The 25,489-nt window shown below is 55.4% G+C and carries 25 protein-coding genes; 18 read left to right on the top strand and 7 right to left on the bottom strand.

Annotated features, from left to right (window positions below; translation table 11 throughout):
* Window positions 1-28: 28 nt before the first annotated feature.
* From VN24_RS09100 to VN24_RS09075, 6 genes are all read left to right on the top strand, one after another.
* Window positions 29-1,363, top strand: coding sequence for an MATE family efflux transporter (locus VN24_RS09100; RefSeq protein WP_045670144.1), 1,335 nt, complete (start codon window positions 29-31; stop codon window positions 1,361-1,363).
* Window positions 1,364-1,472: 109 nt separating this feature from the next.
* Window positions 1,473-2,102 (top strand): TetR/AcrR family transcriptional regulator, encoded by a 630-nt coding sequence (locus tag VN24_RS26260; protein ID WP_052702872.1) that lies wholly within the window; start codon window positions 1,473-1,475, stop codon window positions 2,100-2,102.
* Window positions 2,103-3,203, top strand: coding sequence for an alpha/beta fold hydrolase (locus tag VN24_RS09090; protein ID WP_052702871.1), 1,101 nt, complete (start codon window positions 2,103-2,105; stop codon window positions 3,201-3,203).
* Between the two features lie 22 nt (window positions 3,204-3,225).
* A complete protein-coding gene (locus VN24_RS09085) occupies window positions 3,226-3,519 on the top strand; it encodes a YciI family protein (protein WP_045670143.1) in 294 nt (97 codons plus the stop codon).
* A gap of 1 nt (window position 3,520) precedes the next feature.
* Entirely contained in the window at window positions 3,521-4,465 is a 945-nt protein-coding gene (locus tag VN24_RS09080; protein ID WP_045670142.1) for a helix-turn-helix transcriptional regulator, read from the top strand.
* 65 nt (window positions 4,466-4,530) lie between these two features.
* Window positions 4,531-5,088, top strand: a complete 558-nt coding sequence (locus VN24_RS09075) for a DinB family protein (RefSeq protein WP_045670141.1) — start codon at window positions 4,531-4,533, stop codon at window positions 5,086-5,088.
* 120 nt (window positions 5,089-5,208) lie between these two features.
* Here VN24_RS09075 and VN24_RS09070 read toward each other — a convergent pair whose 3' ends face one another.
* Entirely contained in the window at window positions 5,209-6,048 is an 840-nt protein-coding gene (locus tag VN24_RS09070) for a helix-turn-helix transcriptional regulator (RefSeq protein ID WP_045670140.1), read from the bottom strand.
* A 244-nt stretch (window positions 6,049-6,292) separates the two neighbouring features.
* On the opposite strand from VN24_RS09070, the gene VN24_RS09065 reads away from it, so the two are divergent.
* The 3 genes from VN24_RS09065 to VN24_RS27675 are packed head-to-tail and all read left to right on the top strand — an operon-like array spanning window position 6,293 to window position 8,032.
* The gene (locus VN24_RS09065; protein WP_045673133.1) at window positions 6,293-7,459 is read left to right on the top strand and encodes an MFS transporter; all 1,167 of its coding nucleotides are present in this window, start codon (window positions 6,293-6,295) and stop codon (window positions 7,457-7,459) included.
* Between the two features lie 3 nt (window positions 7,460-7,462).
* Window positions 7,463-7,861, top strand: coding sequence for a carboxymuconolactone decarboxylase family protein (locus VN24_RS09060; protein WP_045670139.1), 399 nt, complete (start codon window positions 7,463-7,465; stop codon window positions 7,859-7,861).
* A gap of 24 nt (window positions 7,862-7,885) precedes the next feature.
* The gene (locus VN24_RS27675) at window positions 7,886-8,032 is read left to right on the top strand and encodes a hypothetical protein (protein ID WP_158453664.1); all 147 of its coding nucleotides are present in this window, start codon (window positions 7,886-7,888) and stop codon (window positions 8,030-8,032) included.
* Window positions 8,033-8,108: 76 nt separating this feature from the next.
* Here VN24_RS27675 and VN24_RS09055 read toward each other — a convergent pair whose 3' ends face one another.
* The 3 genes from VN24_RS09055 to VN24_RS09045 are packed head-to-tail and all read right to left on the bottom strand — an operon-like array spanning window position 8,109 to window position 11,140.
* Window positions 8,109-9,251, bottom strand: coding sequence for an SMP-30/gluconolactonase/LRE family protein (locus tag VN24_RS09055; protein WP_052702870.1), 1,143 nt, complete (start codon window positions 9,249-9,251; stop codon window positions 8,109-8,111).
* A gap of 33 nt (window positions 9,252-9,284) precedes the next feature.
* The gene (locus VN24_RS09050; RefSeq protein ID WP_045670138.1) at window positions 9,285-10,301 is read right to left on the bottom strand and encodes a zinc-dependent alcohol dehydrogenase family protein; all 1,017 of its coding nucleotides are present in this window, start codon (window positions 10,299-10,301) and stop codon (window positions 9,285-9,287) included.
* Window positions 10,298-11,140, bottom strand: coding sequence for an SDR family NAD(P)-dependent oxidoreductase (locus tag VN24_RS09045; RefSeq protein ID WP_045670137.1), 843 nt, complete (start codon window positions 11,138-11,140; stop codon window positions 10,298-10,300). The genes VN24_RS09050 and VN24_RS09045 overlap by 4 nt, the downstream gene beginning before the upstream one ends.
* A gap of 293 nt (window positions 11,141-11,433) precedes the next feature.
* Between VN24_RS09045 and VN24_RS09040 the strand changes: the two genes are divergently transcribed.
* Complete coding sequence (locus tag VN24_RS09040; RefSeq protein WP_045670136.1) at window positions 11,434-12,093, top strand: TetR/AcrR family transcriptional regulator; 660 nt, start codon at window positions 11,434-11,436, stop codon at window positions 12,091-12,093.
* A gap of 197 nt (window positions 12,094-12,290) precedes the next feature.
* Here VN24_RS09040 and VN24_RS09035 read toward each other — a convergent pair whose 3' ends face one another.
* Window positions 12,291-13,343 (bottom strand): 2,3-butanediol dehydrogenase, encoded by a 1,053-nt coding sequence (locus tag VN24_RS09035; protein WP_045670135.1) that lies wholly within the window; start codon window positions 13,341-13,343, stop codon window positions 12,291-12,293.
* Between the two features lie 194 nt (window positions 13,344-13,537).
* On the opposite strand from VN24_RS09035, the gene VN24_RS09030 reads away from it, so the two are divergent.
* The 5 genes from VN24_RS09030 (at window position 13,538) to VN24_RS09010 (ending at window position 18,052) form a co-directional block, all read left to right on the top strand.
* Complete coding sequence (locus VN24_RS09030) at window positions 13,538-14,362, top strand: DUF6492 family protein (RefSeq protein WP_045670134.1); 825 nt, start codon at window positions 13,538-13,540, stop codon at window positions 14,360-14,362.
* Complete coding sequence (locus tag VN24_RS09025; protein ID WP_045670133.1) at window positions 14,359-15,483, top strand: glycosyltransferase; 1,125 nt, start codon at window positions 14,359-14,361, stop codon at window positions 15,481-15,483. The genes VN24_RS09030 and VN24_RS09025 overlap by 4 nt, the downstream gene beginning before the upstream one ends.
* Before the next feature lie 192 nt (window positions 15,484-15,675).
* Window positions 15,676-16,389 carry a DUF2271 domain-containing protein gene (locus VN24_RS09020; protein ID WP_045670132.1) on the top strand — a complete coding sequence of 238 codons (714 nt, stop codon included), beginning with the start codon at window positions 15,676-15,678 and terminating at the stop codon, window positions 16,387-16,389.
* Between the two features lie 2 nt (window positions 16,390-16,391).
* Window positions 16,392-17,342: an FAD:protein FMN transferase gene (locus VN24_RS09015; protein ID WP_052702869.1), complete on the top strand. Its 951-nt coding sequence runs from the start codon at window positions 16,392-16,394 to the stop codon at window positions 17,340-17,342.
* A gap of 23 nt (window positions 17,343-17,365) precedes the next feature.
* Window positions 17,366-18,052, top strand: coding sequence for a hypothetical protein (locus VN24_RS09010; protein WP_045670131.1), 687 nt, complete (start codon window positions 17,366-17,368; stop codon window positions 18,050-18,052).
* Between the two features lie 119 nt (window positions 18,053-18,171).
* Here VN24_RS09010 and pepT read toward each other — a convergent pair whose 3' ends face one another.
* Window positions 18,172-19,410 (bottom strand): peptidase T, encoded by a 1,239-nt coding sequence (gene pepT / locus VN24_RS09005; protein ID WP_045670130.1) that lies wholly within the window; start codon window positions 19,408-19,410, stop codon window positions 18,172-18,174.
* Between the two features lie 85 nt (window positions 19,411-19,495).
* Window positions 19,496-20,773 (bottom strand): serine--tRNA ligase, encoded by a 1,278-nt coding sequence (gene serS, locus VN24_RS09000; RefSeq protein WP_045670129.1) that lies wholly within the window; start codon window positions 20,771-20,773, stop codon window positions 19,496-19,498.
* A 431-nt stretch (window positions 20,774-21,204) separates the two neighbouring features.
* On the opposite strand from serS, the gene VN24_RS08995 reads away from it, so the two are divergent.
* The 3 genes from VN24_RS08995 to VN24_RS08985 are packed head-to-tail and all read left to right on the top strand — an operon-like array spanning window position 21,205 to window position 25,454.
* Entirely contained in the window at window positions 21,205-21,711 is a 507-nt protein-coding gene (locus tag VN24_RS08995) for a MarR family winged helix-turn-helix transcriptional regulator (protein ID WP_052702868.1), read from the top strand.
* 15 nt (window positions 21,712-21,726) lie between these two features.
* Window positions 21,727-23,451, top strand: coding sequence for an ABC transporter ATP-binding protein (locus VN24_RS08990; protein ID WP_045670128.1), 1,725 nt, complete (start codon window positions 21,727-21,729; stop codon window positions 23,449-23,451).
* Entirely contained in the window at window positions 23,448-25,454 is a 2,007-nt protein-coding gene (locus tag VN24_RS08985) for an ABC transporter ATP-binding protein (RefSeq protein ID WP_045670127.1), read from the top strand. The genes VN24_RS08990 and VN24_RS08985 overlap by 4 nt, the downstream gene beginning before the upstream one ends.
* Window positions 25,455-25,489 lie beyond the last annotated feature (35 nt).

The raw sequence follows: 25,489 nt of genomic DNA, 5'->3' as shown, positions 1-25,489 counted from the left end.
ATGTTTATAAGCAGTAGGGGGACTATTGTTGAATCATCGAACTTATCTTGCGCTCGCGGTTCCCCTTATCATTTCCACGATTACAACGCCTTTGCTCGGCGTCGTCGATACGGCGGTTGTCGGGCATCTGCCCGATCCCGCTTATATCGGGGGAGTAGCCGTCGGGACGATCATTTTTAATACGATGTACTGGTTATTCGGGTTTTTACGGGTCAGCACATCGGGTTTTGCCGCCCAGGCGGAAGGAGCGAAGAATGAAATTCAAGCGGTATTGGCGCTAGCAAGACCGTTTGTAATTGCAGCCGCGATGGGGATCATTTTTATTCTCTTTCAGGAGCCGATCGTGCGGCTGTCTTTAACGTTGATGAACCCGGAAGCCGGCGTTCGAACGGTTGCGGCCGAGTACTTCGGCATTCGGGTTTGGGGCGCCCCTTTTACGTTGGTGAATTACGTTATCCTCGGATGGTTAATGGGGATGTCAAGGATCAAAATTTCGTTGATGCTGCAAGTATGGATGAACCTGATGAACATCGCTCTTGCCCTGTTGTTTGTGGGCGTGTTCTCTTGGGGAGTAGCCGGCGTCGCAACCGCAACGCTTATATCTGAAATCACCGCTTTTATAGCCGGACTCCTCATGATTAGGAAGGCATCTCCTTTTGATTTTAAACGCCCTACTTTAAAAGCTCTGTTTGATCCCGTCTCGTTCAAACAAATGATGACCGTTAACCGGGACTTGTTTATCAGAACCGTCTGTTTATTGACGGTGTTTAATTTGTTCACGGCAAAGGGTGCTTCCTTCGGCACGGAAGTGCTGGCCGCGAATGCGGTTCTCATCCAAATCCACTACTTGATGGCGTACTTCTTCGATGGATTTTCCAATGCATCCAGCATCTTGACGGGAAAAGCCGTAGGCTCGAAGGATGAGCGGTTATATCGGAAGACCCTCTTGTTATCGTGTCAGTGGGCCGTCATTTCATCGCTATTTATCGCAGGTATCTACTATCTTTGCCGTGAGCCCATGATCGGGCTGTTTACGCGTTTACCCACGATTATTGATTTGGCCGGCAGCTACGGGATGTGGCTCGTTCTGTTCCCGCTTGCGGCAAGTTTCGGCATCATTCTGTACGGGGTTTTTACAGGCGCAACCGAAGCGGCACCCATCCGGAACTCGATGATCATGGCGTTAGCGGTTTATTTGATCGTTCAATTCATAGCGGTACCGCGCTTGAATAATGACGGCTTATGGCTGGCGTTCATCGGTTTCAGTGCAGGGCGTTCGGTGTTTCTGGGGCTCTATATTCCAAGGTTAAACCGAAAGCTGTTTGCTGATAGCAAATCGAGCATCCCGGTACGGACGCAATAATGCCGGGAATGCCCGCAAATTTTTGTTTACAACGGGATGTAACGATGTTATACCTATACTATAACAACGTTATATCAATCGATCCGTAGATTACGGGAGGCGATAGAAGATGCACCCGGAGCAAACAAACCGGGACACCAGAGCGCACATTTTGAACACGGCCAAACGGCTGTTTCTCAACACCGGCTATCATAAAGTTTCCATGCGCATGCTGGCCAAGGAAGCCGGAATTTCAACCGGACCGCTCTATTTTCATTTTAAAAACAAACCGGAAGTGTTTTACGCCATTTGCTGCGAAGGGCTGGAGCTGTTGAACGCCGACGTGTCGCGCGCCGCCGCGGCGAAGCTTCCGCACGCCTTGCGGCTTAGAGAAATCTTCCTAGCGTTTCAAAACTTCTATATCCGCGAGCCGCTCTATTCCCAGATAATCCGGGTTTCCTTCAATCCGCTATCGGGAATCGAATTCAACGAGCGCCAGCGCGAGGCGCTGTTCGCGAAGAAGCAGGCGCACATGTTGACGATGAAGGAAGTCATCCGCGAAGGAATCGAGAAGGGGGAACTGCAAAACATCGACCCTTCCCGGTTCATGCTCGTGCTTTACACGCTGGGCGAAGGCATTTTTATGGCGAATGAAAACGGAGATTTGCAGCGCTTCGGCGTATCGCTCGAGGAAATGGTGCAGGAAGCGTCGCGTCTGACGTACACGGGAATTTTATCCGCTCATGGGGGAGATCGTTGAATGTTGGTGTTGACCGTCATTATTGGCTTCATGATCGGGATCATCGTTGTGCTGCTGCTGTTCCGCGCTTACAAGCAAAGGCAAATCATGGCCCAAAGCAGGCGCATAGCTGCAGCCGGAGGCATCAGCTTGGCCCGGCAGGTCACGCTGGGCGGACTGAAGCAGTCGATATTAATTCAGGCGGAAAAGAAAGGCAGCCCGGTCATGCTCGTGCTGCACGGAGGGCCGGGTATGCCGCTGCCGGGCGTCAGCTCACGCGGAGTGGATTGGCTGTTCAACTTAAACAGCGCGCAACTGGTCAAGCGGTTCACCCTCGTGTTCTGGGATCAGCGGGGCACCGGCAAGACATACGCTCCGGATACGCCGCCGTCCTCGATGAACGTGGAGCAGTTCCTGTCGGATGCGGTCGAGCTTACGGATTGGCTGCGCGCGAAGTTCCATACCGATAAAATCTACCTAGCAGCCGCTTCCTGGGGAACGATTCTCGGCCTGCAGCTCGCACACCGCCACCCGGAGAAATACGAAGCGTATATCGGCATCGCGCAAATCGTCAATTGGGCGCAAAGCGACAAGCTCGCTTATGATTGGCTGCTTGAGAGGGCCAAGGAGATGAACAACCGCAAAGCGTTGTCCGAGCTGTCCGCGATCGGCTCACCGCCGTACCTGGATGTGAAACGATGGAACCTGCTGCGCAAATGGCTGTTTATAATGGGCGGCTTTATTTACAAGGACGGTCAAACCAAACATCCCGGCATGCCCTACCTGTTTTCAACCCTGCTTAAATCCCCCGATTACAAGCTGAAGGACATCGTCAACTCGTTCGCCAAAGGAATGAAGCTTTCTTACGGGCCGCAGATGCTTGCGGATTTTGCCAATTATGATGCGCTGAGCGATATTGCTCGGCTCGACGTACCGGTTTGTTTGTTCCACGGCAAGCATGACCGGTCGGTATCGGGCGAGCTGCTGCAGCAATTTTACGAGCGGCTGAAAGCCCCGAAAGGGAAGCAGCTGGTCTGGCTGGACAACTCCGCCCATATTTTCTCTCCCGACGATTCCCGTCAGGTGGAAAAGAACATGATCGAATATATAATAGGATTATAATGTTAAAAAGGGGAAATAAGCCATGTTTATCGTTTTGCTCACGTATTTGAAACCGCTCGATGAAGTTGAGGTGCATTTGCCTGCTCATATCGCGTTTCTGGACGAACAGTACAAGCAGGAAAAATTCATTTTTTCCGGACGCAAAAATCCCCGCACCGGCGGCGTCATCGGCGCAAACGTGCAGTCGAGAGAAGAGCTTGACGCCATATTGCGGCAGGACCCGTTCTATGCGCATCAAGTGGCCGAGTACGAAGTGATCGAATTTACGCCGACCAAGTACGATCCGAAATTCGCCGCTTTTGTTGCCGGCCTGTAAGATGAACAAATCCGACCGGATGCTTGCGATTATGCTCGAGCTGCAGCGCAGCGGGAGGCGGCGCGCGGAAGATTTGGCGGCCGCATTCGAGACAAGCGTGCGGACCATTTACCGCGACATGCAGGCGCTTAGCGAAGCGGGCGTGCCGGTGATCGGCGCCCCGGGACAAGGCTACTCGCTGATGGAGGGATATTTTTTACCGCCGGTCAGCTTCACGGTGGAAGAAGCGGTAGCACTTCTGATCGGCACCGATTTTATCGAACACAACTTTGATACCGGATATGGGAACGGGGCGAAGGCGTCCAGAGCGAAGATCGAAGCAATTTTACCCGAAACGGTACGGCTGGAAGCATCCCGCGTTCGTGCCGCTTTAAGGCTGATCAAAGGCCGTGAAGCCGAGGACAGCCGGGAGAAGGCGCACATCGAAACGCTTCGGCGGGCGATACTGGAGGAGCGGAAAGTAAGCTTCCGTTACTCGAAAAAAATTCCGGAAGCGGACGGCAGCCGCCAGAGCGACCGGACGGCCGCTCCTTACGGGCTTATCTTTCTCTACGGCGCATGGGTGCTCATTGCGCACTGCGACTTGCGGCGGGAAATCCGCCATTTCCGCTTGTCGCGCATGAGCGGGCTGAAGATGCTTGATGACCGATTCACGTTCCCCTCCGGATTCGATCTGCAGCGATACAGGCCTGCGGATGACCGCAATCAGCTGGTGCGCATCCGGGTTGACGCCGGCATCGCCGATAAAGTGAAGGAGTCGAACTATTTTTTCATTGAGAAGATGGAAGAGCTCGCGGACGGCCTGCTTGTCACGCTTCGCGTCCGGCAGCCGGAAGAAGTGCTGCAGTGGGTGCTTGGCTGGGGAGCGGACGTTGCCGTGCTGGAGCCGGAACCGCTGCGAAATCGGGTCCGCGAGGAAGCCGAAAAAATGTTAAAACGCTACTGACATACTGCTGTCAGTAGCGTTTTTGTATGATAAGACCAGATAACGCGAGAGGAGCTAGAATAAAAATGACGAACGCAGGCGAAACGATAACCCGGTTTGAGGAAATTACGGATCATTATTTGCAGGAGCTCGAGGATTTCAGCATGGAGCAGCTGACCTGCAAGCCGAGCGAGAGCGAATGGTCGCTTGGGCAGGTATACGTGCACCTGATCAATTCCGCCATGTATATGCAGCTGCGTAATGTGGAACTGTGCAGGAGCGGGGATCGGGAGCTTACCGCAGCCGGAGGAGAAAAAACGGAAGCGGGGAAAGCGGTGTTTGCCCAAGGGGCGATTCCGCCGATCCGGATTCAAGTCCCGCCTTCACCGCAGTACACGCCCCCGCAGCCGGAAGATAAAGAGCAGCTTGCCCTAGGTCTGCGCGCCGTCGTCGCCCGCATGAAGGAGCTTGAGCCGCAGCTTGCAGCCATCTCTCCGCAGCATACGGTCCTTCATCCCGGTTTCGGCGCCTTAAACGCCGTTGAATGGTTTCAGCTTGTCGACATGCACTACCGCCATCATCTTCGGCAGAAAGAGCGGCTCAAGTCGGAATTGGCAATCGGCAATCGGCAAATTCTAACTTGAGCCGGTAAAGACCGACGGAATCGTTTCATGTAAAAGCAATGGGGAGATGGCCGGCGGGCCATCTCCCTCTATTATCTTATCCACGATTTCACAAAGATCATGTGGCTGATGCATCACCCGTCAGCCCTCCGCCATCAGCCGCTCCATTTTGTAAGCAGAATCGTTCTCCGCGAGCGGGCGGTACACCGTCAGCTTCAGCTCCGGGGCGTCGTATACCCGAAACGTAATATGCTCCATCATCATCTCCCCGGCGCGCGGATGGCGGATCATCTTTTTGCCGATCGGCGTGCCCAAAATATCGTAACGCGGCCACCACTCGCGGAACTCGGGGCTGATTTCCATCAGGTCGGCGACGAGCTCTTTGAACCAGCTTTCTCCGACAAAAGGGGTGCTCGTGGAGCGGAACTGCGCCATCAGCCGCTTGGCGTGGCTTTCCCAATCCCCCATCAGCCGCCGGTAAGCTGGCGAAGCGAAGCAGCGCCACAGCGCGTTGCGTTCGCGCTCGCTCATTTTCTCGAAATCGCCGAACACAAGCCGGGCGGCTTTATTCCACAGCAGCACATCCCACCGCTGATCCGTCACATAAGCCGGGCACATCTCAAAGTCGTTCATAAAATTTTGCAAAATCGGCGTAAGATCGGCCTGAAGCGAAGCGGTCTGATCCACCGGCAGCTGTCCAAGCGCAAGCTTATACAGGTGATCCCGCTCCTCGGCGCTCAGCTGCATGACGGAGACCAGGCTTTCAAGCACCTGCGCGGACACTTGAATGTCTTTGCCCTGTTCGAGCCACGTGTACCAGGTCAGCCCGATGCCGGCGATCTGCGCCAGCTCTTCCCTGCGCAGTCCCTGCACTTTCCGCCGGGTCCCTTTCGGCAGTCCGAATTGGTCCGGCGACAATCTTGCACGTCTGGATTTCAAAAAATTGCCCAGTTCTTTCCGTTTCTCGCTCCCGCCGCTCATCGATGAATCTCCTTCCGCTAAAACCATTACTATGAATACTATGATAAACACGATTCTATTTTCATCAAAAGAGAGCCATTAAACTTGCTACTGTAAGGATATCGCATCGAAGAGCGAACGCCAAATTTCGAGGAAGAGTGAACACCAGCTTCGGGGAACTGCGATCACCAAACCTCGAGGGGAAAAGGAGGGATTCGCATTGAACAGCATCGTCAGGCCCGGCCTCACCAAAGGTCTGATCGCGATGATGGCCGCCGCCTGCGGATTCGCGGTCGCGAACGTGTATTTGAATCAGACGCTGCTGGTAGATATGGCTCGCACATTCGGTTCGACGGAAGCCGCAGCGGGGGCTGTGACGACGCTGGCCCAGGTCGGCTATGCGCTCGGCAACCTGCTGCTCGTGCCGTTGGGAGACATTATCGAGCGGCGCCGGCTTATTCTCATTTTGTCGGGCATGGTCTGCCTCTCGCTGGCGTCGGCGGCACTGTCGGGCTCGATCGGATGGCTGATCGCCAGCAACTTTGCCATCGGCTTTACGACGGTCATTCCGCAAATTGTCGTGCCGCTGGCCGCGGGAATGGCGAACGACGGTAGCCGCGGCAAAGTGCTAGGGACGGTGGCGATCGGACTCGTGTGCGGCATTCTGGGCGCCCGCTTTGTGAGCGGCCTGGTGGACAGCGTGTGGGGATGGAGGGCGATGTACTGGATTGCGCTGGCATGCATGATCGCGCTTGGTGCCCTGATTCGTTTCCGTCTCCCGCAAAGCAAAGGCTCGGCCGCAATGCCGTACGGGCGGCTCTTGCTGTCGCTCGGACCGCTGTTCCGGCAGGAGGCCGTGCTGCGGCGGGCCTGTTTGAGCCAGGGCATGGTTTTCGGAGCGTTCAGCCTGTTTTTCACGACGGCCGGCTTTCTGCTCCAGTCGCCCTCGTACGGTTACGGCAGCGCGGTTGTAGGGCTGGTCGGGCTGGTCGGCATCGGCGGCGCGTTCGCGACACCTGTTATCGGCCGCGTGATCGACCGGAAGGGAGCGGCTTTCGCGAATGTGCTCTGCATGCTGGCGGCGCTCGTGTCCTTCCTGATTGCGGCGGCGGGACAGTGGCTGCCGGTGCTGATCGCGGGCGCACTCTTGCTCACGATCGGCACACAGGCGAACCAGGTGGCGTGTCAGGCGCAAATTTTCAGCCTTGCTGCTTCCGCAAGAAGCCGCTTGAACGGGCTGTATATGGTGTGCACCTTTTTGGGCGGCGCGCTCGGTTCGTACTTGGGCGTATGGGCGTGGAGCCGCTGGCATTGGATGGGCGTTTGCATTTGCGGCATCGCGATGGTTGCGGTCGGCCTCAGTACGGCGCGGGGAAAAAACAAGCTGCAAGAGCGGCCTCAAACGATTCGTTTACAACGAAAGGGTGGATGAGAGATGGCGTTTGTTGAGGAGAACTATATTAAAGGGTTGGAAATTTTGGCGAAGCTGGACAGCGAAAATTACAAGGCGATCGTGGACAGCTTTAAAGATTCCGTTGCACCGGATTTGGGACGGTTGGCCGTCGAATTCAATTACGGGCAAATATTTTCCCGACCCGGTCTCGATCTGAAATCGCGCCTGCTTGCTACCGTAGCCGGCCTGACCGTCATGGGCAATACGCAGCAGCTGAAATTTTACATTAACGGGGCGCTAAACGTCGGCTGGACCGAAGAGGAGATTGTCGAATGCATGATGCAGATGGTCATTTACGCCGGATTTCCGGCTGCGTTAAATACCATTTTTACCGTGGCGGCCGAAGTGTTTGAAGCGAGGAAAGGGAAATCGCAATCGTAATAGAGCGAGCAGGGGAACGCTAACATGATCTGGTGGAGCCGGTGGTCAAACCGCACAATCTTCCTTGATCTGATCCGCGAATGCGGACAGAGCGCTCTCCCGTCCCGGATTTCGGGACTTGTCCGTCACCGCTATATCAACGGGACCGGCGATTCCCTTAACCATTATTAGATGGCAACAAGTCCGCGACGTGAATCGCGGACTTGCCTATTCTCCAAACGCAGTGCGGACGCGATGGCGTATTTTATCAATGTGTCAATGGTACGCGGTAGACGCCCTGGCTGCCTCCCGGCGCGGTTCCTATATATAAATATCCGTTATGGCTTACTGCCGTCGTGACGCCATACAGCGAGCCTTCCGGATCATGCCAGCTTTCGACAACTTTCCCTTCCGGACTGATCTCCACAGCAAGCCCATGCTTCACCGGCGCGCTTGCGCCGTTCAGCAGCGCCTGCGGCACTTTGGCCATAAGACCGGCCAACCACGGGTTGCCATGCATCTGATCTACAAAGGAAATGCGAGTCGTGTAGATCCCAACCCAGAAATTGCCTTGCTCATCACGCGAAATGTTGTCGGGAAAGCCTGCGAGATTGTCTGTAAAAATTTCGGATGTACCTTGCTTCGGACCCTTCAGCCAATATCTGGTCAACTGATAACGATAATCTTCGTCACTGGACAATGCAATTCCGTTTGCGAAATAGAGACCCTCTAACAGGACGGTCGTCCGCTTGATTGCCGGATCGTACTTCAGCAAACGTCCATGCGGCTTGCCCTCGGCCATTTCTTTGAACAACACGCGGCCATAGGTCGAGGTGTCCGAGAAATAGATGGAACCATCCTGCGCAATATCAAGCTCGTTGGCTAAATAGATCGGCTTGCCGTCCACTTGATCGGCCAATACCTCTATTTTCCCGGATGGGTCTATGGATAGTAGTCCCTTTTCGATATCAGCAACAATCAGATTGCCATTGGCATGAAATATAAGCCCATTGGGTGTCCCTTCGGTGTCTGCAAACACTTGGGCCTCTTGCGGTTTGCCGTCTGTGCCGAAAGGAACCTTGTAAATTTTACCGTCGGAATCTCCGGTATATAGCGTACCGTCCTTGTCAAAGGTAAGAAACTCCGGATATTTCGGGGCATCCGATACAAGTTCGGCCGAGCTGAGTTTGTTGTTCTCTTGCCACGGACCCGGATCCTTAAACGAGGGGCCCGTCGGCGCATTCCATTTAACCGGATCGACAGGTGAAGGGACAAGCACGAAAATGATGATTCCGAGAAGGATCACGGTGAGCACAATCAACAAGATAGTGCGTATCCTTCTTAATCGTGAACGTTGCGGACGATTCACGCCTGATGCTGCATTAGCTGTTAAATCTGGCGTATTAGCCATGAGAGAGAGCCTCCTACAATCCTATAAGAAAGATTAAATTTGGATGACGATTTTACCGAAATACTGTTTTCCTTCGGCCAGAAGCGCGAATGCTTCTCCAATTCTGTCCAGCGAGAATATTTGGTCGACGACGGGTTTCAGGCGATGAATGCCAATGGCCCGATTCATATTTTCAAAATGATCCCGATTGCCGACTTGGCTGCCGCGAACCGTTGCGGCTTTCTGCAGGATGGTGGTGACATCGAATTCCGGAATGGATAAGCCCGCCAAGAACCCGACCATACTCACGGTCCCTCCGACGCGAAGCGAATGGATGGATTTGACCATCGTTCCCGCTCCTCCCACATCCAGAACATAATCGACGCCGCCGCCGCCGGTCAGTTCCAACGCCGCCTTATCCCAATCGGGAACCTCCGTGTAATTGATCGTTTGCCATGCACCGAGAGCTTTGGCCCTCTCCAGCTTGGCGTCGCTGCTCGATGTGATGATGGCTCGCGCTCCGGTCATTTGCGCGAATTGAAGCGCGAAGATGGAGACGCCGCCTGTTCCTTGAAGCAGCACCGTGTCACCTGCCTGCATGCCCCCGTATTCGATGAGTCCGCTCCATGCGGTCAATGCCGCGATCGGCAAGGTAGAGGCCTCCTCATACGTGAGGTGATCGGGTATAGAGACGATTCCGTCTTCATGCAGAACGACATATTCTGCCGCTACTCCGTTCAACGGACCGCCCAGACTATTCTTTAAGACTTCCGCTCTTGGATTGCCGGCATAGAAACGCTGCTGTAAATTCGTCGCCACACGTTGTCCAGCCTGGAACCTGGTTACGCCTTCGCCGACGGCCACAATCTCTCCCGCTCCGTCGGATAGCGGAATGAACGGAAATTTGATGTCGACCGGCATGATACCGTTGAGGATCACCAGATCCCGGAAATTCAGAGAAGCTGCCCTCATGCGAACCAGCACCTCTTTAGGGCCCGGCGCAGGTATTTCGAGTTCCTGCAAAGACAATTCTTCAAAGCCGAAGCCGTTGGTCAGTTGTATAGCTTTCATTGAACTGTCCTCCCTGCAAGATCGGATGAATTGACCGTCTTCTTATTGTAAGCGGATCCGTCGCGCGGACGAAGCAAGCCGCCGACAAACCGAAGTCCGCGTTTTTTGGTGATGAATCGTCCTAACTGAGTCCCCAAATAATTCTGCGTACCCGGAACGACGTACAGCTTCCCATCATTCAACGCGCGAAGCGCAGCTTGCACGACTCTCTCAGGGGTGTCTTTCTTGCCGACGGCGGCTTCTTCCGCGCCTACGACATTAAAGAAGCTGGTGTCCGTCGCACCGGGGCACAACGTGAAGAATTGAACGCCGCGTTTGTGGTTTTCCCACCATAACGCTTGGGTAAACGAGAGGATGAAAGCTTTCGTCGCCCCATAAACGGCCATATAGGGAAGGGGCTGGAATCCGGCGGTCGAAGCCACATTGATAACCGTACCCGAGCTTCTGAGCACCATATCCGGCAGGAACAAGTGGGTCATATCGACAACAGCGGTCACATTGAGCATGACCTCATCATGCTGACGCACTCCCGATAATTGTTCAAACAACCCGTGCGTAGCAAAGCCTGCATTGTTGACCAGCACTTCCACATCCAATTTCAGAAGTTTGCATTGCTGATACACCTCGCTGGGCGCGCCCTCTTTCCCAAGATCGATTGCGATAACCTCCACTTTGACGCCATGCTTCTTTTTGAGTTCTGACGCCAGGTTCTCCATCTTGTTCTTGGATCGGGCTACGAGTATCAAGTTGCCCCCTTGCTCGGCCAATTGTCTTGCGAATTGCTCCCCAATTCCGGAAGAAGCTCCCGTGACGAGTGCCCATTTCCCTCGAATGTTCATCGTGCAACTCTCCTTTTTGGATTCCATGTTTTATTTAAGAAACATTGTTACCGAATTCTCAAAAAAATTCTCAACTCCAGCATGAGTTAAGAATCGTCGCGCTTTTTGGTAACACTGTTTCTGATGAAACCCATTGTAACCATCCTTTTTCAGAAAGTCAATATCGATTTTTGAACACGATCTGGGACAGACATCGTCACATTGACAACTGTCCAACAACTATATAAAATTTTTGTTATAAGGGTCGGAAACTTTGTTTCCTAACGACAACGCATTAACCGAAGGTGATGAATATGGACGACCAAGACAGCTCCTCCAAAAAGAACACACGAAAGTTGAAGACGTACCAAGAAGCGCGCTTGCAAAATATAGAAAATTTGCGCAAGCTCGTTGTGGACGCCGCCGCAACACTCCTTCAAGAAGAAGGACCGGAAAACGTTACGGTACGTAAAGTGGCTCAGAAAATGGATTGCTCGACAAAGATCATATACAGCTTGTTTGTCAATAAAGAAGGCTTGGCTCAGCAGTTGTATCTCGATGGCTGCAAGCTTCTCGCTGACGAATTCGAGGGAACGCCGCACGCTGACGATCCGGCACAGCATTTGCTGAATTTCGGCGAAACCTTCTGGCAATTCGGGCAGCAATACTCCAGTTATTATAAGCTGATGTTCGGGGGAGCCTTCGCGGATTTCAAACCGGACGAGGAAAGCATGCACGGCACCGTTACAGCCATGCGGCAACTAATGACTGTGATCAGCCATGCGCAAGAGCAAGGACTGATTCCCGGCCCGTATGACACGGAAACCGTAATACGTATATTTTGGGGGTCACTCCATGGCGTTATTCATCTTTACATGGGCGGACACTTGGGAGACGTCCAATCCGCCCATACCGTCTACAGGCACACGCTAACTTTGGTTGTCGGCTCGTTGTTTCCAAATCAAAGCTCCTAAAGATTCAGATGCCGCGCTCCTCTATAAACGTCAAAAAGCTCCCAACTTCCACAAAGATGGGGGCTATCCGAAGGCCCGATCCTTTTCGGCCATTTGGACGGGCTGAACCGGCTCGGGACAATTATGCTCGCAAAGAATAAAAACGGCCGCCGAAAGCTTTTGTCGGCGGCAGTTCTCATAGAAACAATAAGAGCGGGTTATTCGGCTTTGACGAGAATTTTCACCTGATTTTTTTCTTTCAGCAGCGCTTCGAAGCCTTCCGAGACGGCTTCTTCCAGGTGAATGCGCTTCGTAACGAGCTTGTCCGCCGAGAAGTAGCCCTGCTTCATGAGCGAAATAACGGCCGGGAACACGTCGCGGTACGCAATGATGCCCTTCACCGATTTTTGCGGCAGTACGAGCGTGTTCGGCTGCAGGGAAGCTTCCTTCTCCCAGATGCTCACAATAATCGTTTCGCCTTCGAGGCTGGTGGCGTCGATGCTTTGCTTCAGCACCGGGCCGATGCCGGTCACCTCGAACGTGACGTCCGCTCCGCCGCCGGTCAGCGTCCGGATTTCATCCACCACATTGCCGACCTTCGTCGGATCAAGGACGATGGCGCCGAGCTCCGCCGCCTTCGCTTTCCGTTCTTCGGACAGCTCCACGGCATAGATCTCCGAAGCGCCGGCAGCCCGCAGCGCTTCAATGACGAGCAGGCCGATCGGGCCGGCGCCGAACACGACCGCCTTGTCGCCGACTTTCAGCTTGCTTTGGCGGACGGCGTACAAGGCGACGGCCGAAGGCTCGACGAGCGCGCCCTGCTCGTAGGACAGTTCCTCCGGCAGCAGGTGCACCATGCGCTCGCTCACGACCGTAAACTCCGAGAAGCCGCCGCCGCCGCCGGCAAGGCCGTGGAAGCCCATTTTTTCACACAGATTGTACATTCCTTTGCGACAGGCGGCGCATTCTCCGCATGCCAGTATCGGTTCCACGACGACGCGGTCGTTCACTTTGACCTTCGTCACCCCTTCGCCGACTTCGACGACGCGGCCGGAAAATTCGTGTCCCATCACAATCGGCGCTTGTTCCCCGCTCAGAGGATGGGGCGCCTCCTTCGGGATGAAAATCGGGCCGGCGACATATTCATGCAGATCGCTTCCGCAGATGCCGCACCATTCCACCTTAATTTTCACTTTGCCTTTTGTCGCGACAGGTTCTTCGACCGTTTCGACGCGCAGGTCTTTTACATCATGCCATCGCAGTGCTTTCATCGCAGTTGCCCTCCTATGAACGAACACTAGTAAGTTGATCGTCTCTCAATTTTCCATTTTATTATAGTCCCTTAATTTGTTATTTGACAAATATCTCCTAGAACGGCGCTTTCTCGCTCTTGGACGCCCACCCATTCATTTTCGCCTAAAGCGGCATATGATGATTCGAAACCTTCCCAACTGGAGATGAAGAGATGCCGCTTCCGATGAAGAGTCAGCTGAGCAGCAGCGCCCAAATAGATGTTTTGATCCCGGCGATCGAAAAAGATTTAACGACGCTTCCCTATGTTGTGAGTGCGGTTAAAAAACACGTCAAGCATCCGATCGGCAACATTCTGATTGTCGCTCCGAACCGCAAACGGATCACGGAGCTGTGCCGGCGGAAGGGCTATACGTTTGTAAATGAGAACAGCGTTCTTCCGATTACGAAAAAGCATATTCATTACCGTTCCCGCACATGGGACCGGTCCGGCTGGCTGTTTCAGCAGTTGCTCAAGCTGAGCGGCGATACGATCTGTTCATCCAATTATTTCCTTGTTATCGATGCGGACACGGTATTGATCCGCCCGCACCGCTTCCGCAAAGACGGGAAGACGATCGTTTACTGCCGCAGCTGGAGCCAGCCGGAATATTTCAACACGTACCGGAGGCTGCTGAAGCGCAGAGCCCCAAAGCCGACCTCTTTCGTCACCCACTATATGCTGTTTGAGAAGTCGAAGCTGGCGCAGCTGAAAAAGGCGATTGAGTCCAACCACCGGGTCAAATGGTATTCCGCAATTTTGCATAGCATCGACAAATCGAAGCAGTTCGGTTTCTCCGAATTCGAAACGTACGGCAATTTCCTTTACACCCAGAGTCCGGGCGGACTGCTGCTGAAGAAGGCGCTGAACAAGAGCTTGCCGATAAGCGTCAGGCAGTTGACACCCGGGCGGATCAGCCGGCTGGCGGGCAGGTACCGCTCCATCTCCTTCCATCAGCGGAAAGGATACTACAGGAAAGCGGTGAAGAGAAGCCGATGAGCGCTTACAAAGTCGTATGGAGAGGGCCTGTGCATAAGGGCAGCGGTCTTGGTATCGCGAGCCGGGAGTACGTGAAGGCACTGCGGAGGCAGGGGGTGGAGGTTGAGGTCGGCAAATCCCGGAAGGGCTCTTCCAAAGCGGGCATAAGGAAAAAAAAGACCGTGCTGATCTACCATTACCCGCCCCATACGCTTAACTTCCGCAAAGAACGAAAGCGGTTCGACCGCATTATCCTGAACACGGTGTGGGAAACGACCCGGATTCCGGACCTTTGGCGCCCTTATATGAACCGCTTCGACGCCGTATTTGTTCCTTCGGAGCAGAACAAGCGGGCGATGCGAAACAGCGGCGTCAAAGTGCCGGTCTTTCTCGTTCCCCACGGTGTGAACACGCGGACGTTCTCGCCCCGCAACCGTAAGCTGCGCGTGAAGAAGGCAAAGAGGCGGTTCGTTTTTGTATCCGTATTCGGCTTTCAGCACCGCAAAAACCCGGAGACTTTGCTGCGCGCTTATTGGGAAGAATTCTCCGCGGCCGACCGGGCGGCGCTCGTCATTAAAACGGACGGATACGGGAAGCGTGAAGACGAGCGCTGGATCCGCAAAAAGGTGAAGGCCTATAAAAAAAGACTCGGCATCCGTAAAAAAACGGCCCCGCTCGTCATCAGAGCCCGGCGCATGAGCAAGTCGCAGCTGAAAGGAATTTATACGCTCGGCGATGTATTCGTGCTGCCTACCCGGGGGGAAGGCGTCGGCCTGCCGTTTCTCGAATCGCTGGCGAGCGGTGTTCCCGTCATCGCGACGGGCTGGGGCGGACATATGGACTTTTTGACGAAGAAGAACGCCTTTTTTGTCCGGTATAAATTACGAAATCCGGCTTCCGGCATGAAGGGCAAAGCGTCGATATCCCGCACTTTCAGCGATATATTCGCGCAGAAAGACCAGCGCTGGGCGGAGGCGGATCTCGGCAGCTTGAAGAAGCAGATGAGAGCCGCTTACAGCGATAAGGCGCTGTGCAAGAAGAAAGGGCGGCAGGGCAGGCGCGATGCGCTTCACCATTCCTGGAATCGTGCGGGGCGCACCATGAAACAAGCTGTGGAAAAGGTGATTCGGAAGTCGAAATGACCTATCAGGCTCACGGACTGCTGTTGTCCGTGGGCTTCTTTCCGTTTGCGTTTGCACGATTCGGCGACGAACGGAGGAAGCGAAATATCAAGGCGAATCGAGACCAGGCGCGGCGGCTGGGAATTTGCGGTATAATAATGTCAAAAGTGTTTTTCATAGATAAACAGCTTTTTTGGATTGGAGTGAACACCGATGAAAAAAGTGCTGATCCCCGTTGTCGGAACCGTTGGAGCCGGTGTTATCATCATCTCGGGCATGTCCAATTTTGCTTATACAGACAATCCTTTCTCCGCCTCGCCCTCCCCTTCGGGCATTGCTGCTTCCGCTCATGAGACGGCCGGGACATCATCCGGCATCCCTGAAGTTAAAACCCTCGGACTCGTAGACATCCGCTACCAGCTCAACCATCTGAATCAGCTTGCCAGCAATCAGATTGCCATTTGGATTGAAGATCAGAGCGGCAACTACGTCACGACGCTGCGCGCATCGAGTTTTACGGCCGGCGGCGGTTACAGAAAGAGACCGGAAAGCCTTCCGGAATGGCGTAAAGCGGCAAACTGGGAACAGGCATCGGAAGCGGAAATCGAGCGCGTGAGCCTCCCCCAGCAGGAACCCGGAGAGCACGTCTTGTACTGGAACTGCACCGATGACTCCGGCCGGGCGGTCGAACCCGGTACTTACGTTTATAAAGTCGAAGGCAATATTTTCTGGGAAAACCGTGTGCTTTATACCGGTGAAATCGCCGTCGGCACCGATCCGAGCGAGTCGACAGCCAATGCCGACTATATTCCTGCAAGTGCCGAATCCGAAGGGACGCTGCTGGAACATGTAAGCTCGGTCTTTAAGCCCGGGGTAAGCATCGCTTCCGTAGACCAAGAGCCGCTCACCGTTACAAGAGGGTCTTAACAGTGGCGACGTTCAACATGCGGACGATGAACACCGACATCCTGGTATCGGGGCTGAGTGCGCAGGACGCACAAGAAGCGTTCCAATGGTTCCGGTTGGTCGAAGGCACCTTTTCGCGTTTTCTGCCTGCAAGCGAGCTCAGTCTTTTGAACGGCAGGGCAGGAGAGGAAACCGGCGTCTCCGAGCGGTTTGCCCATCTTCTCTATATATCGCTTCAATACCTTGACGAAACCGGCGGCATTTTTACGCCTTTTCTCGGACAAGCTCTCGCACGCTCGGGATACCGGCAATCGTTTGAAAAGATCGATCGGGAAACAGCTCAAACCGAACCAGATGATCATGACGCTTACTCCGTTAGTAGGGAAGAGCCGATCCGATTCGATCTTGATCGCCGGACCGTAACCATCAACGCCGGAAGTCTGCTCGATTTTGGCGGCATCGCCAAAGGGTGGAGTGCGCAGCAAATGGCTGCAACGCTGATCGAAAGAGGACGGAAGGAAGGATTAATTGACGCAGGCGGCGATATCATCTCCTGGAACAGCGGCAGCGGCGGAAAGCCATGGCTGATCGGCCTCGCGCATCCCTATTCCGATGAACAAGCAATCGCCAGGCTGCAATTGAAGGGGCAAACCGGTATCGCGACAAGCAGCGTCGTGAAACGAAGCTGGAAGCTGAATGGGCGGAACAAACATCATATTATCGACCCGCGCACCGGCCTTCCGGCCGCATCGGATCTTATTCAAGCGACGGTGATCGGCCGGACGCTTGTTCCGTGTGAAATCTATGCCAAATGCCTGCTGATCCTCGGCAGCGAATTAGGCCCCGTGTGGCTTAGATCACGCAGGCCGGAGCTTGCTTATATTGTCGTTGACCATCAAGGCCGGCTGTCGGCCTCATCGAACCTTGATCAATATTGCGACATCGCGGAACTTTCGGAGCGAATCGCACTTTAGGATCAAGAAGGGAGCTCTCGTTCATGGAACTGAAGCACAAACGATTAAAATGGGTCATCATCATCGTCATCATCGCGGTATTTGCCGTATGGATCGAGATGGTCCGCCGGTCCGGAACGCCGCTTTCGACCGTACCGACATGGCTGATCACACGGACACTCGGGATTACCGCCTACCTGCTGCTTTTTCTAGGAATTTGCCTTGGCATCCTATACGGCATGCCGATCTGGAAAGGAAAACAAAACATCCGGTCCAAAGTGAAAGACCTTCATTTTCTGGTCAACACAAGCGGCGTTTTGGCGGCGATGCTGCATCCAATGCTGCTCGTCCTTGATGCCTACGTTACCTTTTCATGGGTCCAACTGATCGTCCCGTTCACCGCACCGAAAGAACCCTTTCTCTACGGGCTGGGCACATTGACGCTGTACGGCCTGCTGCTTGTCGTCATTACAACCGATCTGAAGAAATCAATGTCCGTCAAACTGTGGCGCACCGTTCACCTTTCGGCTTACGTTCTCTTCATTCTTGCGCTTGCTCATGGCATGATGGGGGGAACGGACACAAGAAACATCGCGATCTTTTCGATGTATGTCGTCACGTTCTGCGCGGTGCTTGCGCTGATGATTGTACAGACGGCCATGATCCGCAATCTGAAAAAGAAGGCAATGCGCAAGCAGCAACTCCGTGCAAGAAACAGCCTGGATCATTAAGGCAGCTGCCATGGAAAAATGAACGAGGCACCGAAAGCCAACTCCTTCGGTGCCTCGACTATTGCCGAATGCGGCCAATCTCAGTCATGAAACGCCATGGAAAGCTCTCGGACGGGCGGCTACGCTTCTCCCCGCTGCTCGAACCGCTGCACGATTTCCACGATCACCTGGACCGCTTTGATCATATTGTCGACCGACACGAATTCGAACTTGCCGTGGTAGTTTTCTCCTCCGGTGAAAATGTTCGGCGTCGGCAGTCCCATATACGACAGCTGCGAGCCGTCCGTGCCGCCGCGGATCGGGATGATCAGCGGCCGGATGCCGAGACTTTCCATCGCTTCGCGGGCAATATCGACGATATGTTTCACAGGCTCGATCTTCTCGCCCATGTTGTAATACTGGTCCTTCAGCTCAAGTGTAATGCGCTCTTTCCCGTAAACGCCCTGTATCTCCTTCACGATGTCCGTTACCGTGTTTTTGCGCGCCTGGAACTTCTCGCCGTCGAAATCGCGGATAATGTAATGCAGCTTCGTTTGCTCCACATCGCCCTGGAAGGAAAGGAGATGGTAGAATCCTTCGTACCCTTCCGTAAATTCGGGCGCTTCCACTGCCGGCAGCTTGGCGTGCAGCTCCATCGCGATTTTAGCCGAGTTGATCATTTTTCCTTTGGCCGTGCCCGGGTGGACGTTTTTGCCATGGATCGTAATTTTAACCGCCGCGGCATTGAAGCTTTCGTACTGCAGCTCGCCGAGCGGCCCTCCGTCGACGGTATAGGCGTATTTGGCGTCAAAGGCGGCGACGTCGAACCGGTGCGGGCCTCTGCCGATTTCTTCATCAGGCGTAAACGCGACTCTCACCCTGCCGTGTTTAATTTCCGGATGCGCGATCAGATAAGCCATGGCCGTCATAATTTCGGCAATGCCGGCTTTGTTGTCCGCCCCGAGCAGCGTCGTGCCGTCGGTCGTAATGAGGGTATGGCCGCGGTACCCGCTCAAGTCCGGGAAGTCTTTAGGTGAAAGGACTACGTTCATTTCTTCGTTCAACACGATGTCCCCGGCGTCATAGCTCTCGACGATTTGCGGATTGACGCCCGCGCCGGTCATTTCGGTCGCCGTATCCAGATGGGCCAGAAAGCCGATCGTCGGCACCGCTTGATCCGTATTGGACGGAAGGGTGGCCATGACGTATCCGTTGTCGTCCACGGTCACCTCTTCCATGCCGATCGCTTTCAGCTCTTCAACAAGCATATGGGCCAGCAGCAGCTGCCCCGGCGTGGACGGACAAGTGTCGCTCTCGTCGCTCGATTGCGTATCCACCTTTGCGTAGGAAATGAAACGTGTAATTATTTCTTGTTTCAACGTGAATCGGCTCCCTTCGTCATAGGCTATCGTTCCATATTATAGCAATTATCGGTGTTGGAATGCCATTCGGCCGGTCCGCAAACTAGGGCAGAAGGCGTTCCATCCCGTTCATGTAAGGGCGAAGCGTCTCGGGAATGCGGATCGAGCCGTCTTCGAGCTGATGGTTCTCGAGCAGCGGAATCAGGATGCGGGGCGACGCGACCGCCGTATTGTTCAAGGTGTAGCAGTACCGCAGCTTGCCCTGTTCATCCCGGTAGCGGATCCCGGCTCGGCGGGCCTGAAAATCGAGCAGATTCGACGACGAATGGGTTTCGCCGTACGCCTGACGGCTCGGCATCCACGTTTCGATATCGAGCTGTTTATACGTTTTTTGCGACATGTCGCCCATACAGACCGCTACGACACGGTAAGGAAGCTCGAGCAGTTGCAGCAGCTCCTCCGCATTGGCGGTTATTTCCTGCAGCAGCATCTCCGCCAGCTCCGGGTCGGCCTTGCAAATGACGACCTGCTCCACTTTGGCGAATTGATGCACGCGGTACAGGCCGTGGACGTCTCTGCCGGCCGAGCCGATCTCGCTGCGGAAGCAAAGCGAAGCGGCCGCCAGTCGGATCGGCTCGCGCACATCTACCGATTGGCCGCTGTAATACGCCACAAGCGGGACTTCCGATGTGCCGACCAGCCACTTGTCTTCGCCCGCGATTTTAAAGGTCTGATCCGCTCCAAGCGGGAAAAAGCCGGTTCCGAGCAGCGCTTCGGTGCGAACCATGAGCGGCACCTCCAGCAGCCGGAAGCCGCGTTTCACGAGCAGATCGACGGCCAGCTGCTGCACGGCCCGGTGCAGCATGGCGCCCGTCCCCGTTAAATAGTAATTTCGCGTCCCGGCCGTCTTCACGCCGCGGGGCAGGTCGAGCAGGCTGTGAAGCTCGCCCAAAGCAGCGTGATCCTTCGGTTCGAACGGAAACGAAGGCGCTTCTCCCACCCGCTTGATCTCCACGTTATCCCGGTCCGATGTGCCGGCCGGCGTGTCCGGCGATACGACATTGGGCACGAGCATCAACAGTTCCGTGTACCGATTCTCAGCCTCTGCCCGCTCATGTTCGATAGGAGGCAGCCGGTCGGCTGCCGCTTGGGCTTGCGTCTTCAGCCGCTCGGCTTCCTGCGTATTGCCCGCAGCCATAGAGCGGCCGATTTCCTGCGACAGCCGGTTGCGCGTTTGCCGCAGCGCTTCGGCTTTCTGCAGCAGCCTGCGTCTTTCGTCATCCCAGGCAAGCAGCTCCGCAATCGACAAGGCGATGCCTTTCTGATCGGCTGCCCTTTGCACTTGTTCTTCGTTTTCCCTGATCCACCGGATATCCAGCATGTCACCGCGCTCCTTTTACGGAAAATAGTAAAAGCGCTCTTCATCCCAATGGGACGAGGAGCGCTTCTCTCGCGGTGCCACCCAAATTGACTGCCGGTCAGCAGGGCCGCCGGTAGTCCGCTTTGATCCGCGATAACGGGCGGGGCCGGTTAACTTAGAGGAAGCGAGGCTCCTCTTGGCGAAAACGCCTCCGAGTTGGATGCTCTTCACGGGCATAATATCGGTTTGCTGATTTGAAAGTAAGTATAGCGCAGTCTTCCTTTTTCTGCAATATATGGGGACAAAGGAGACGGCGGCTCAAAGAATTCCATTTGTATGGGCGGGACGTCCTTGAATTTTTTGTAAAAAATGTTGACTACCGGAACCTTTCGCGCATATACTTAGGTTAGCTAAATAAAATATTAGGTTTACGAAGGAGCGATGCGCCAAACATGCCCGATGAACGAAATATGACCCACGAATTACTGCGCGCCTTCAGGCAGCTCCGGAGTCTCAACAGCGGCATGAAGCCGATCGAAGGCTGTACCCAAAGCGAGACGATCATGCTTTATGTTATCCGCAGATGCACGAAGGAAGCTCCCGAAGGCATGAAAGCGTCCGACCTGAGCCAGTATCTGCGCGTGACCTCGCCGACCGTCACGCAGCAGGTGAATGTGCTGGAAGCCCGCGGCCTGCTGGAGCGCGCCGCCGACCCCGCAGACCGCAGAGTCGTCCGGATCAGGCTGACAGAGGAAGGACTGCGCCTGACGGGAATCGCCGAACAGGCGGTCCACGAAAACACCCGCAGCCTGATCGCGCACTTGGGGGAAGAGCGTGCCGCGATTCTCATTGAACTGCTTGATGAAGTGTACCGCTTTCACAGCGACAAAGGATTGGTGCATGGCTTTTGCCGCAATCCTGGCCATTCTGGCCAACCTGATACCAAACCAACCGAATGAGGTGAAAATGAAACGATGCTTAAGCTTCTGCGATTTCTGAAGCCTTACCGCGCACTCGTGCTGCTTGGGCTGCTGTTCATCTTTCTGCAGTCGCTGACGGAGCTGTTTCTGCCGACGCTCATGTCCGACATTGTCGATCATGGCGTCGTGGATGGCAATACGCCGTACATTTGGCGTATTGGCGGCTTGATGCTGCTCGTCGCGCTTGGCGGCGCCGCCTGCTCGGTCGGCGGAAGCTATTTCTCCGCCAAGGCGGCGGCGGGCTTCGGCAAAGACCTGCGCAGCCGTCTGTTCTCACACGTCACGCAGTTTTCGCTGAACGAGTTCGATCAATTCGGCACCGCTTCGCTGATCACCCGCACGACGAACGACATCACGCAGGTGCAGCAGGTCCTTACCATGATGATGCGTGTCATGGTCATGGCGCCGATGATGTGCATCGGCGGTATCGCGATGTCGATTTACAAGGACCCGTCGCTGTCGCTCATCATTGTCGCCATCGTGCCGGTTCTGGGCCTCGTCATTTTGGCTGTCGTGGCCAAAGGAGTCCCGCTGTTCAAAGCGATGCAGACGAAGCTCGACAAACTGAACCTGGTCCTGCGCGAGAACCTCACCGGCATCCGCGTCATCCGTTCGTTTAACCGCACCGCCCACGAGCAGGCGCGTTTCAACGAAGCGAACGGCAGCCTCACCGACACGTCGATCAGAGTCAACCGGATCTTGGGAGCGCTCATGCCGGTCATGATGCTTATGATGAATTTCGCCGGCATCGCCATCGTTTGGTTTGGCGGCCTCCGCATCCAAAGCGGCGCGATGGAAGTCGGCGACCTGATCGCCGTTGTCCAATACTCGTGGCAGATCATGTTCTCGCTTATCTTCGCGTCGATGATGTTCGTTATGGTTCCGCGCGCTTCCGCATCGGCCGTCCGGATCCGCGAGGTGCTGAATATGAAACCGGAGATTCGTGACCCGGAAGCGCCCAAACGACCGGCGGCGCAAGGAACCGTCGAGTTCGATAACGTCACGTTCCGTTATCCGGGCGCGGAAATGCCGGCGCTTTCGGGCATTTCGTTTACGGCAGGGCCCGGCGAAGTGACGGCCGTGATCGGCGGCACCGGCTCAGGCAAATCGACGCTGGTCAGCCTGATCCCGCGCTTCTATGACGTGACGGGCGGTCAAATCCGTATCGGCGGCGTCGACGTGCGCGAGATGACGCAGGAGCAGCTGCATTCGATGATCGGGCTCGTTCCGCAAAAGGCGGTCCTCTTCACCGGGACGGTTGCCGACAATCTCCGCTTCGGCAAGGAAGACGCGGCGGAAGAGGATGTGCACCATGCGGCAAAAACCGCGCAGGCGTTCGATTTCGTCTCGGAGATGCAGGACGGCTTCGATTCGCCGATCGCCCAAGGAGGCTCGAACGTTTCGGGGGGCCAGAAGCAGCGGCTTTCCATCGCCCGAGCGCTTGTCCGCAAGCCCCTAATCTACCTGTTTGACGACAGCTTCTCGGCGCTCGACTTCAAGACCGACGCCAAGCTGCGCGAAGCGCTTCGGTCCGAAACGACGGAGGCGACGGTCATTATCGTCGCCCAGCGGGTCAGCACCGTGATGGACGCCGACCGGATCATCGTTCTCGATAACGGCGAAATCGCAGGCATCGGCACGCATCGCGAGCTGCTGGAGTCGAATCCGATTTATCGCGAAATCGTAGCTTCACAGCTTTCGGAGGAGGAGATCGCATGAGTCAGCAGCAGATCGGGCCGCAAAGCGCGCAAGGCAGCGGCGGCCAGCGCCCCGGCGCTCCCGGTTCCGGGGGGCCTACCCCCGCCAGTTTCGGCTTCGGCCCCGGCCGCGGCGGCCCTGCCGGAATGGGCATGCCCGTCGAGAAGGCCAAGAACTTCAAGGACACGTTCCGGCGGCTCGTCGGTTACCTGCAGCCGCACCGCTTCGCGCTGATCGTCGTCTTTTTGACGGCTGTGCTGAGCACGGTGTTCTCGATCATCGGTCCGAAGATTTTGGGCAATGCAACGACCGCAATTTTCGAAGGGACGTTCGTTCCCGGCGCAAAAATCGATTTTGCCTATATCGCCGATATCCTGCTTGTGCTTGCCGGACTTTACATCATCAGCTCGCTGTTCGGCTTTGTTCAGCAGTACGTGATGGCGAGTGTTGCGCAGAAAACGGTCCGCGACCTGCGCAGGGACGTCAATGAAAAGCTGGCGCGGCTGCCGCTGAAATATTTCGACTCGCGCACGCACGGAGAAATTATGAGCCGCGCCGTCAACGACGTCGATAATATCAGCGGCACGCTCCAGCAGAGCCTGACCCAGTTTATTACTTCCATCGTCACGCTGCTTGGCGTCGTCGTCATGATGCTGTCGATCAGCTGGGTCATGACGCTCATCACCATCGTGACGCTGCCGCTCAGCTTTCTTTCGATCCGGATGATCGCGAAGCGCTCGCAGCTTTACTTCAAGGGACAGCAGAAATCGCTCGGCGAGCTGAACGGCCACATCGAGGAAATGTACACCGGTCACAGTATCGTCAAGGCGTTCGGCCATGAGGAAAAATCGATCCGCCGCTTCGACGAGGTCAACGGGCGCCTGTACGAATCGGGCTGGAGAGCGCAGTTTGTTTCCGGCATGATCATGCCCCTGATGGGCTTCATCGGCAACATCGGCTACGTGCTGGTCAGCGTAGCCGGCGGCCTCTTTGTCCTGGGCCGCAGCATAACGATCGGCGACGTGCAGGCGTTCATCTCCTATTCCCGCCAGTTTACGATGCCGATTACGCAGACGGCGCAGATCGCCAACATCATTCAATCGACGATAGCCTCGGCGGAGCGCATCTTCGAGCTGCTCGACGAGACGGAGGAAGTACCCGAAGCGGCGGGCGCGCGGGAGATTGCACGCGGAGGGCAGACCGCCGCGGCCTTCAAGGCCGGTCACACGGAAGAAACGGCCTCCAAAGCGATATCGGGCCCGCTCGCGCCGCCGAAAGGCAATGTCCGCTTCGAGCATGTCAAGTTCGGCTACAAAGAGGACGTAACGCTGATCGAAGACATGAACATCGACGTCAAATCGGGGCAGACGGTCGCCATCGTCGGACCGACCGGCGCCGGCAAAACGACGCTGATCAACCTGCTCATGCGGTTCTATGAGCTCAGCGGCGGCCGGATCACGATCGACGGAGCCGACATTACGCGCCTGAAGCGGGGTTCGCTGCGAAGCATATTCGGCATGGTGCTGCAGGATACGTGGCTGTTCAACGGGACAATCCGCGACAACATTGCGTATGGACGCGCAGGGGCGACGGAGGAGGAGGTCGTGCGGGCGGCCCGGGCGGCGAATGCCGACCACTTTATCCGTACGTTGCCGGGCGGCTACGACACGGTGCTGAACGAGGAAGCATCGAACATTTCGCAAGGGCAGAAGCAGCTGCTCACGATCGCCCGGGCCATTCTCGCCGACCCTGCGATTCTGATTCTCGACGAAGCGACCAGCAGCGTCGATACGCGGACGGAAATTCATATCCAGCGCGCCATGAGCGAGCTGATGCAGGGACGGACCAGCTTCGTCATTGCGCACCGGCTGTCCACGATCCGCGACGCCGATCTTATCCTCGTGATGAACCACGGCTCGATCATCGAGCAGGGAACCCACGAGGAACTGCTCACGAAAGGCGGCTTCTACGCCGATTTGTATCAAAGCCAGTTCAGCGGCCGCAAAACGCAGAAAGCGATTTGATTGCAGCACTCATAGATGAATTGGATTTTAAAAAA

The sequence above is a fragment of the Paenibacillus beijingensis genome, from assembly GCF_000961095.1.
GTDB classification, from domain to species: Bacteria; Bacillota; Bacilli; order Paenibacillales; family Paenibacillaceae; genus Paenibacillus_O; species Paenibacillus_O beijingensis.
Note: the sequence above shows the minus strand (reverse complement) of the source record. Positions and strands in the feature narration are given on the sequence as shown.

Bases quoted from the DNA above. Each gene is read 5' to 3' on its own strand.
- VN24_RS26260 (WP_052702872.1), top strand. From the start codon at position 1,473: ATGCACCCGGAGCAAACAAACCGGGACACCAGAGCGCACATTTTGAAC.
- VN24_RS09090 (WP_052702871.1), top strand. From the start codon at position 2,103: ATGTTGGTGTTGACCGTCATTATTGGCTTCATGATCGGGATCATCGTT.
- VN24_RS09085 (WP_045670143.1), top strand. From the start codon at position 3,226: ATGTTTATCGTTTTGCTCACGTATTTGAAACCGCTCGATGAAGTTGAG.
- VN24_RS09080 (WP_045670142.1), top strand. From the start codon at position 3,521: ATGAACAAATCCGACCGGATGCTTGCGATTATGCTCGAGCTGCAGCGC.
- VN24_RS09075 (WP_045670141.1), top strand. From the start codon at position 4,531: ATGACGAACGCAGGCGAAACGATAACCCGGTTTGAGGAAATTACGGAT.
- VN24_RS09070 (WP_045670140.1), bottom strand. From the start codon at position 6,048: ATGAGCGGCGGGAGCGAGAAACGGAAAGAACTGGGCAATTTTTTGAAA.
- VN24_RS09065 (WP_045673133.1), top strand. From the start codon at position 6,293: ATGATGGCCGCCGCCTGCGGATTCGCGGTCGCGAACGTGTATTTGAAT.
- VN24_RS09060 (WP_045670139.1), top strand. From the start codon at position 7,463: ATGGCGTTTGTTGAGGAGAACTATATTAAAGGGTTGGAAATTTTGGCG.
- VN24_RS27675 (WP_158453664.1), top strand. From the start codon at position 7,886: ATGATCTGGTGGAGCCGGTGGTCAAACCGCACAATCTTCCTTGATCTG.
- VN24_RS09055 (WP_052702870.1), bottom strand. From the start codon at position 9,251: ATGGCTAATACGCCAGATTTAACAGCTAATGCAGCATCAGGCGTGAAT.
- VN24_RS09050 (WP_045670138.1), bottom strand. From the start codon at position 10,301: ATGAAAGCTATACAACTGACCAACGGCTTCGGCTTTGAAGAATTGTCT.
- VN24_RS09045 (WP_045670137.1), bottom strand. From the start codon at position 11,140: ATGAACATTCGAGGGAAATGGGCACTCGTCACGGGAGCTTCTTCCGGA.
- VN24_RS09040 (WP_045670136.1), top strand. From the start codon at position 11,434: ATGGACGACCAAGACAGCTCCTCCAAAAAGAACACACGAAAGTTGAAG.
- VN24_RS09035 (WP_045670135.1), bottom strand. From the start codon at position 13,343: ATGAAAGCACTGCGATGGCATGATGTAAAAGACCTGCGCGTCGAAACG.
- VN24_RS09030 (WP_045670134.1), top strand. From the start codon at position 13,538: ATGCCGCTTCCGATGAAGAGTCAGCTGAGCAGCAGCGCCCAAATAGAT.
- VN24_RS09025 (WP_045670133.1), top strand. From the start codon at position 14,359: ATGAGCGCTTACAAAGTCGTATGGAGAGGGCCTGTGCATAAGGGCAGC.
- VN24_RS09020 (WP_045670132.1), top strand. From the start codon at position 15,676: ATGAAAAAAGTGCTGATCCCCGTTGTCGGAACCGTTGGAGCCGGTGTT.
- VN24_RS09010 (WP_045670131.1), top strand. From the start codon at position 17,366: ATGGAACTGAAGCACAAACGATTAAAATGGGTCATCATCATCGTCATC.
- serS (WP_045670129.1), bottom strand. From the start codon at position 20,773: ATGCTGGATATCCGGTGGATCAGGGAAAACGAAGAACAAGTGCAAAGG.
- VN24_RS08995 (WP_052702868.1), top strand. From the start codon at position 21,205: ATGCCCGATGAACGAAATATGACCCACGAATTACTGCGCGCCTTCAGG.
- VN24_RS08990 (WP_045670128.1), top strand. From the start codon at position 21,727: ATGCTTAAGCTTCTGCGATTTCTGAAGCCTTACCGCGCACTCGTGCTG.
- VN24_RS08985 (WP_045670127.1), top strand. From the start codon at position 23,448: ATGAGTCAGCAGCAGATCGGGCCGCAAAGCGCGCAAGGCAGCGGCGGC.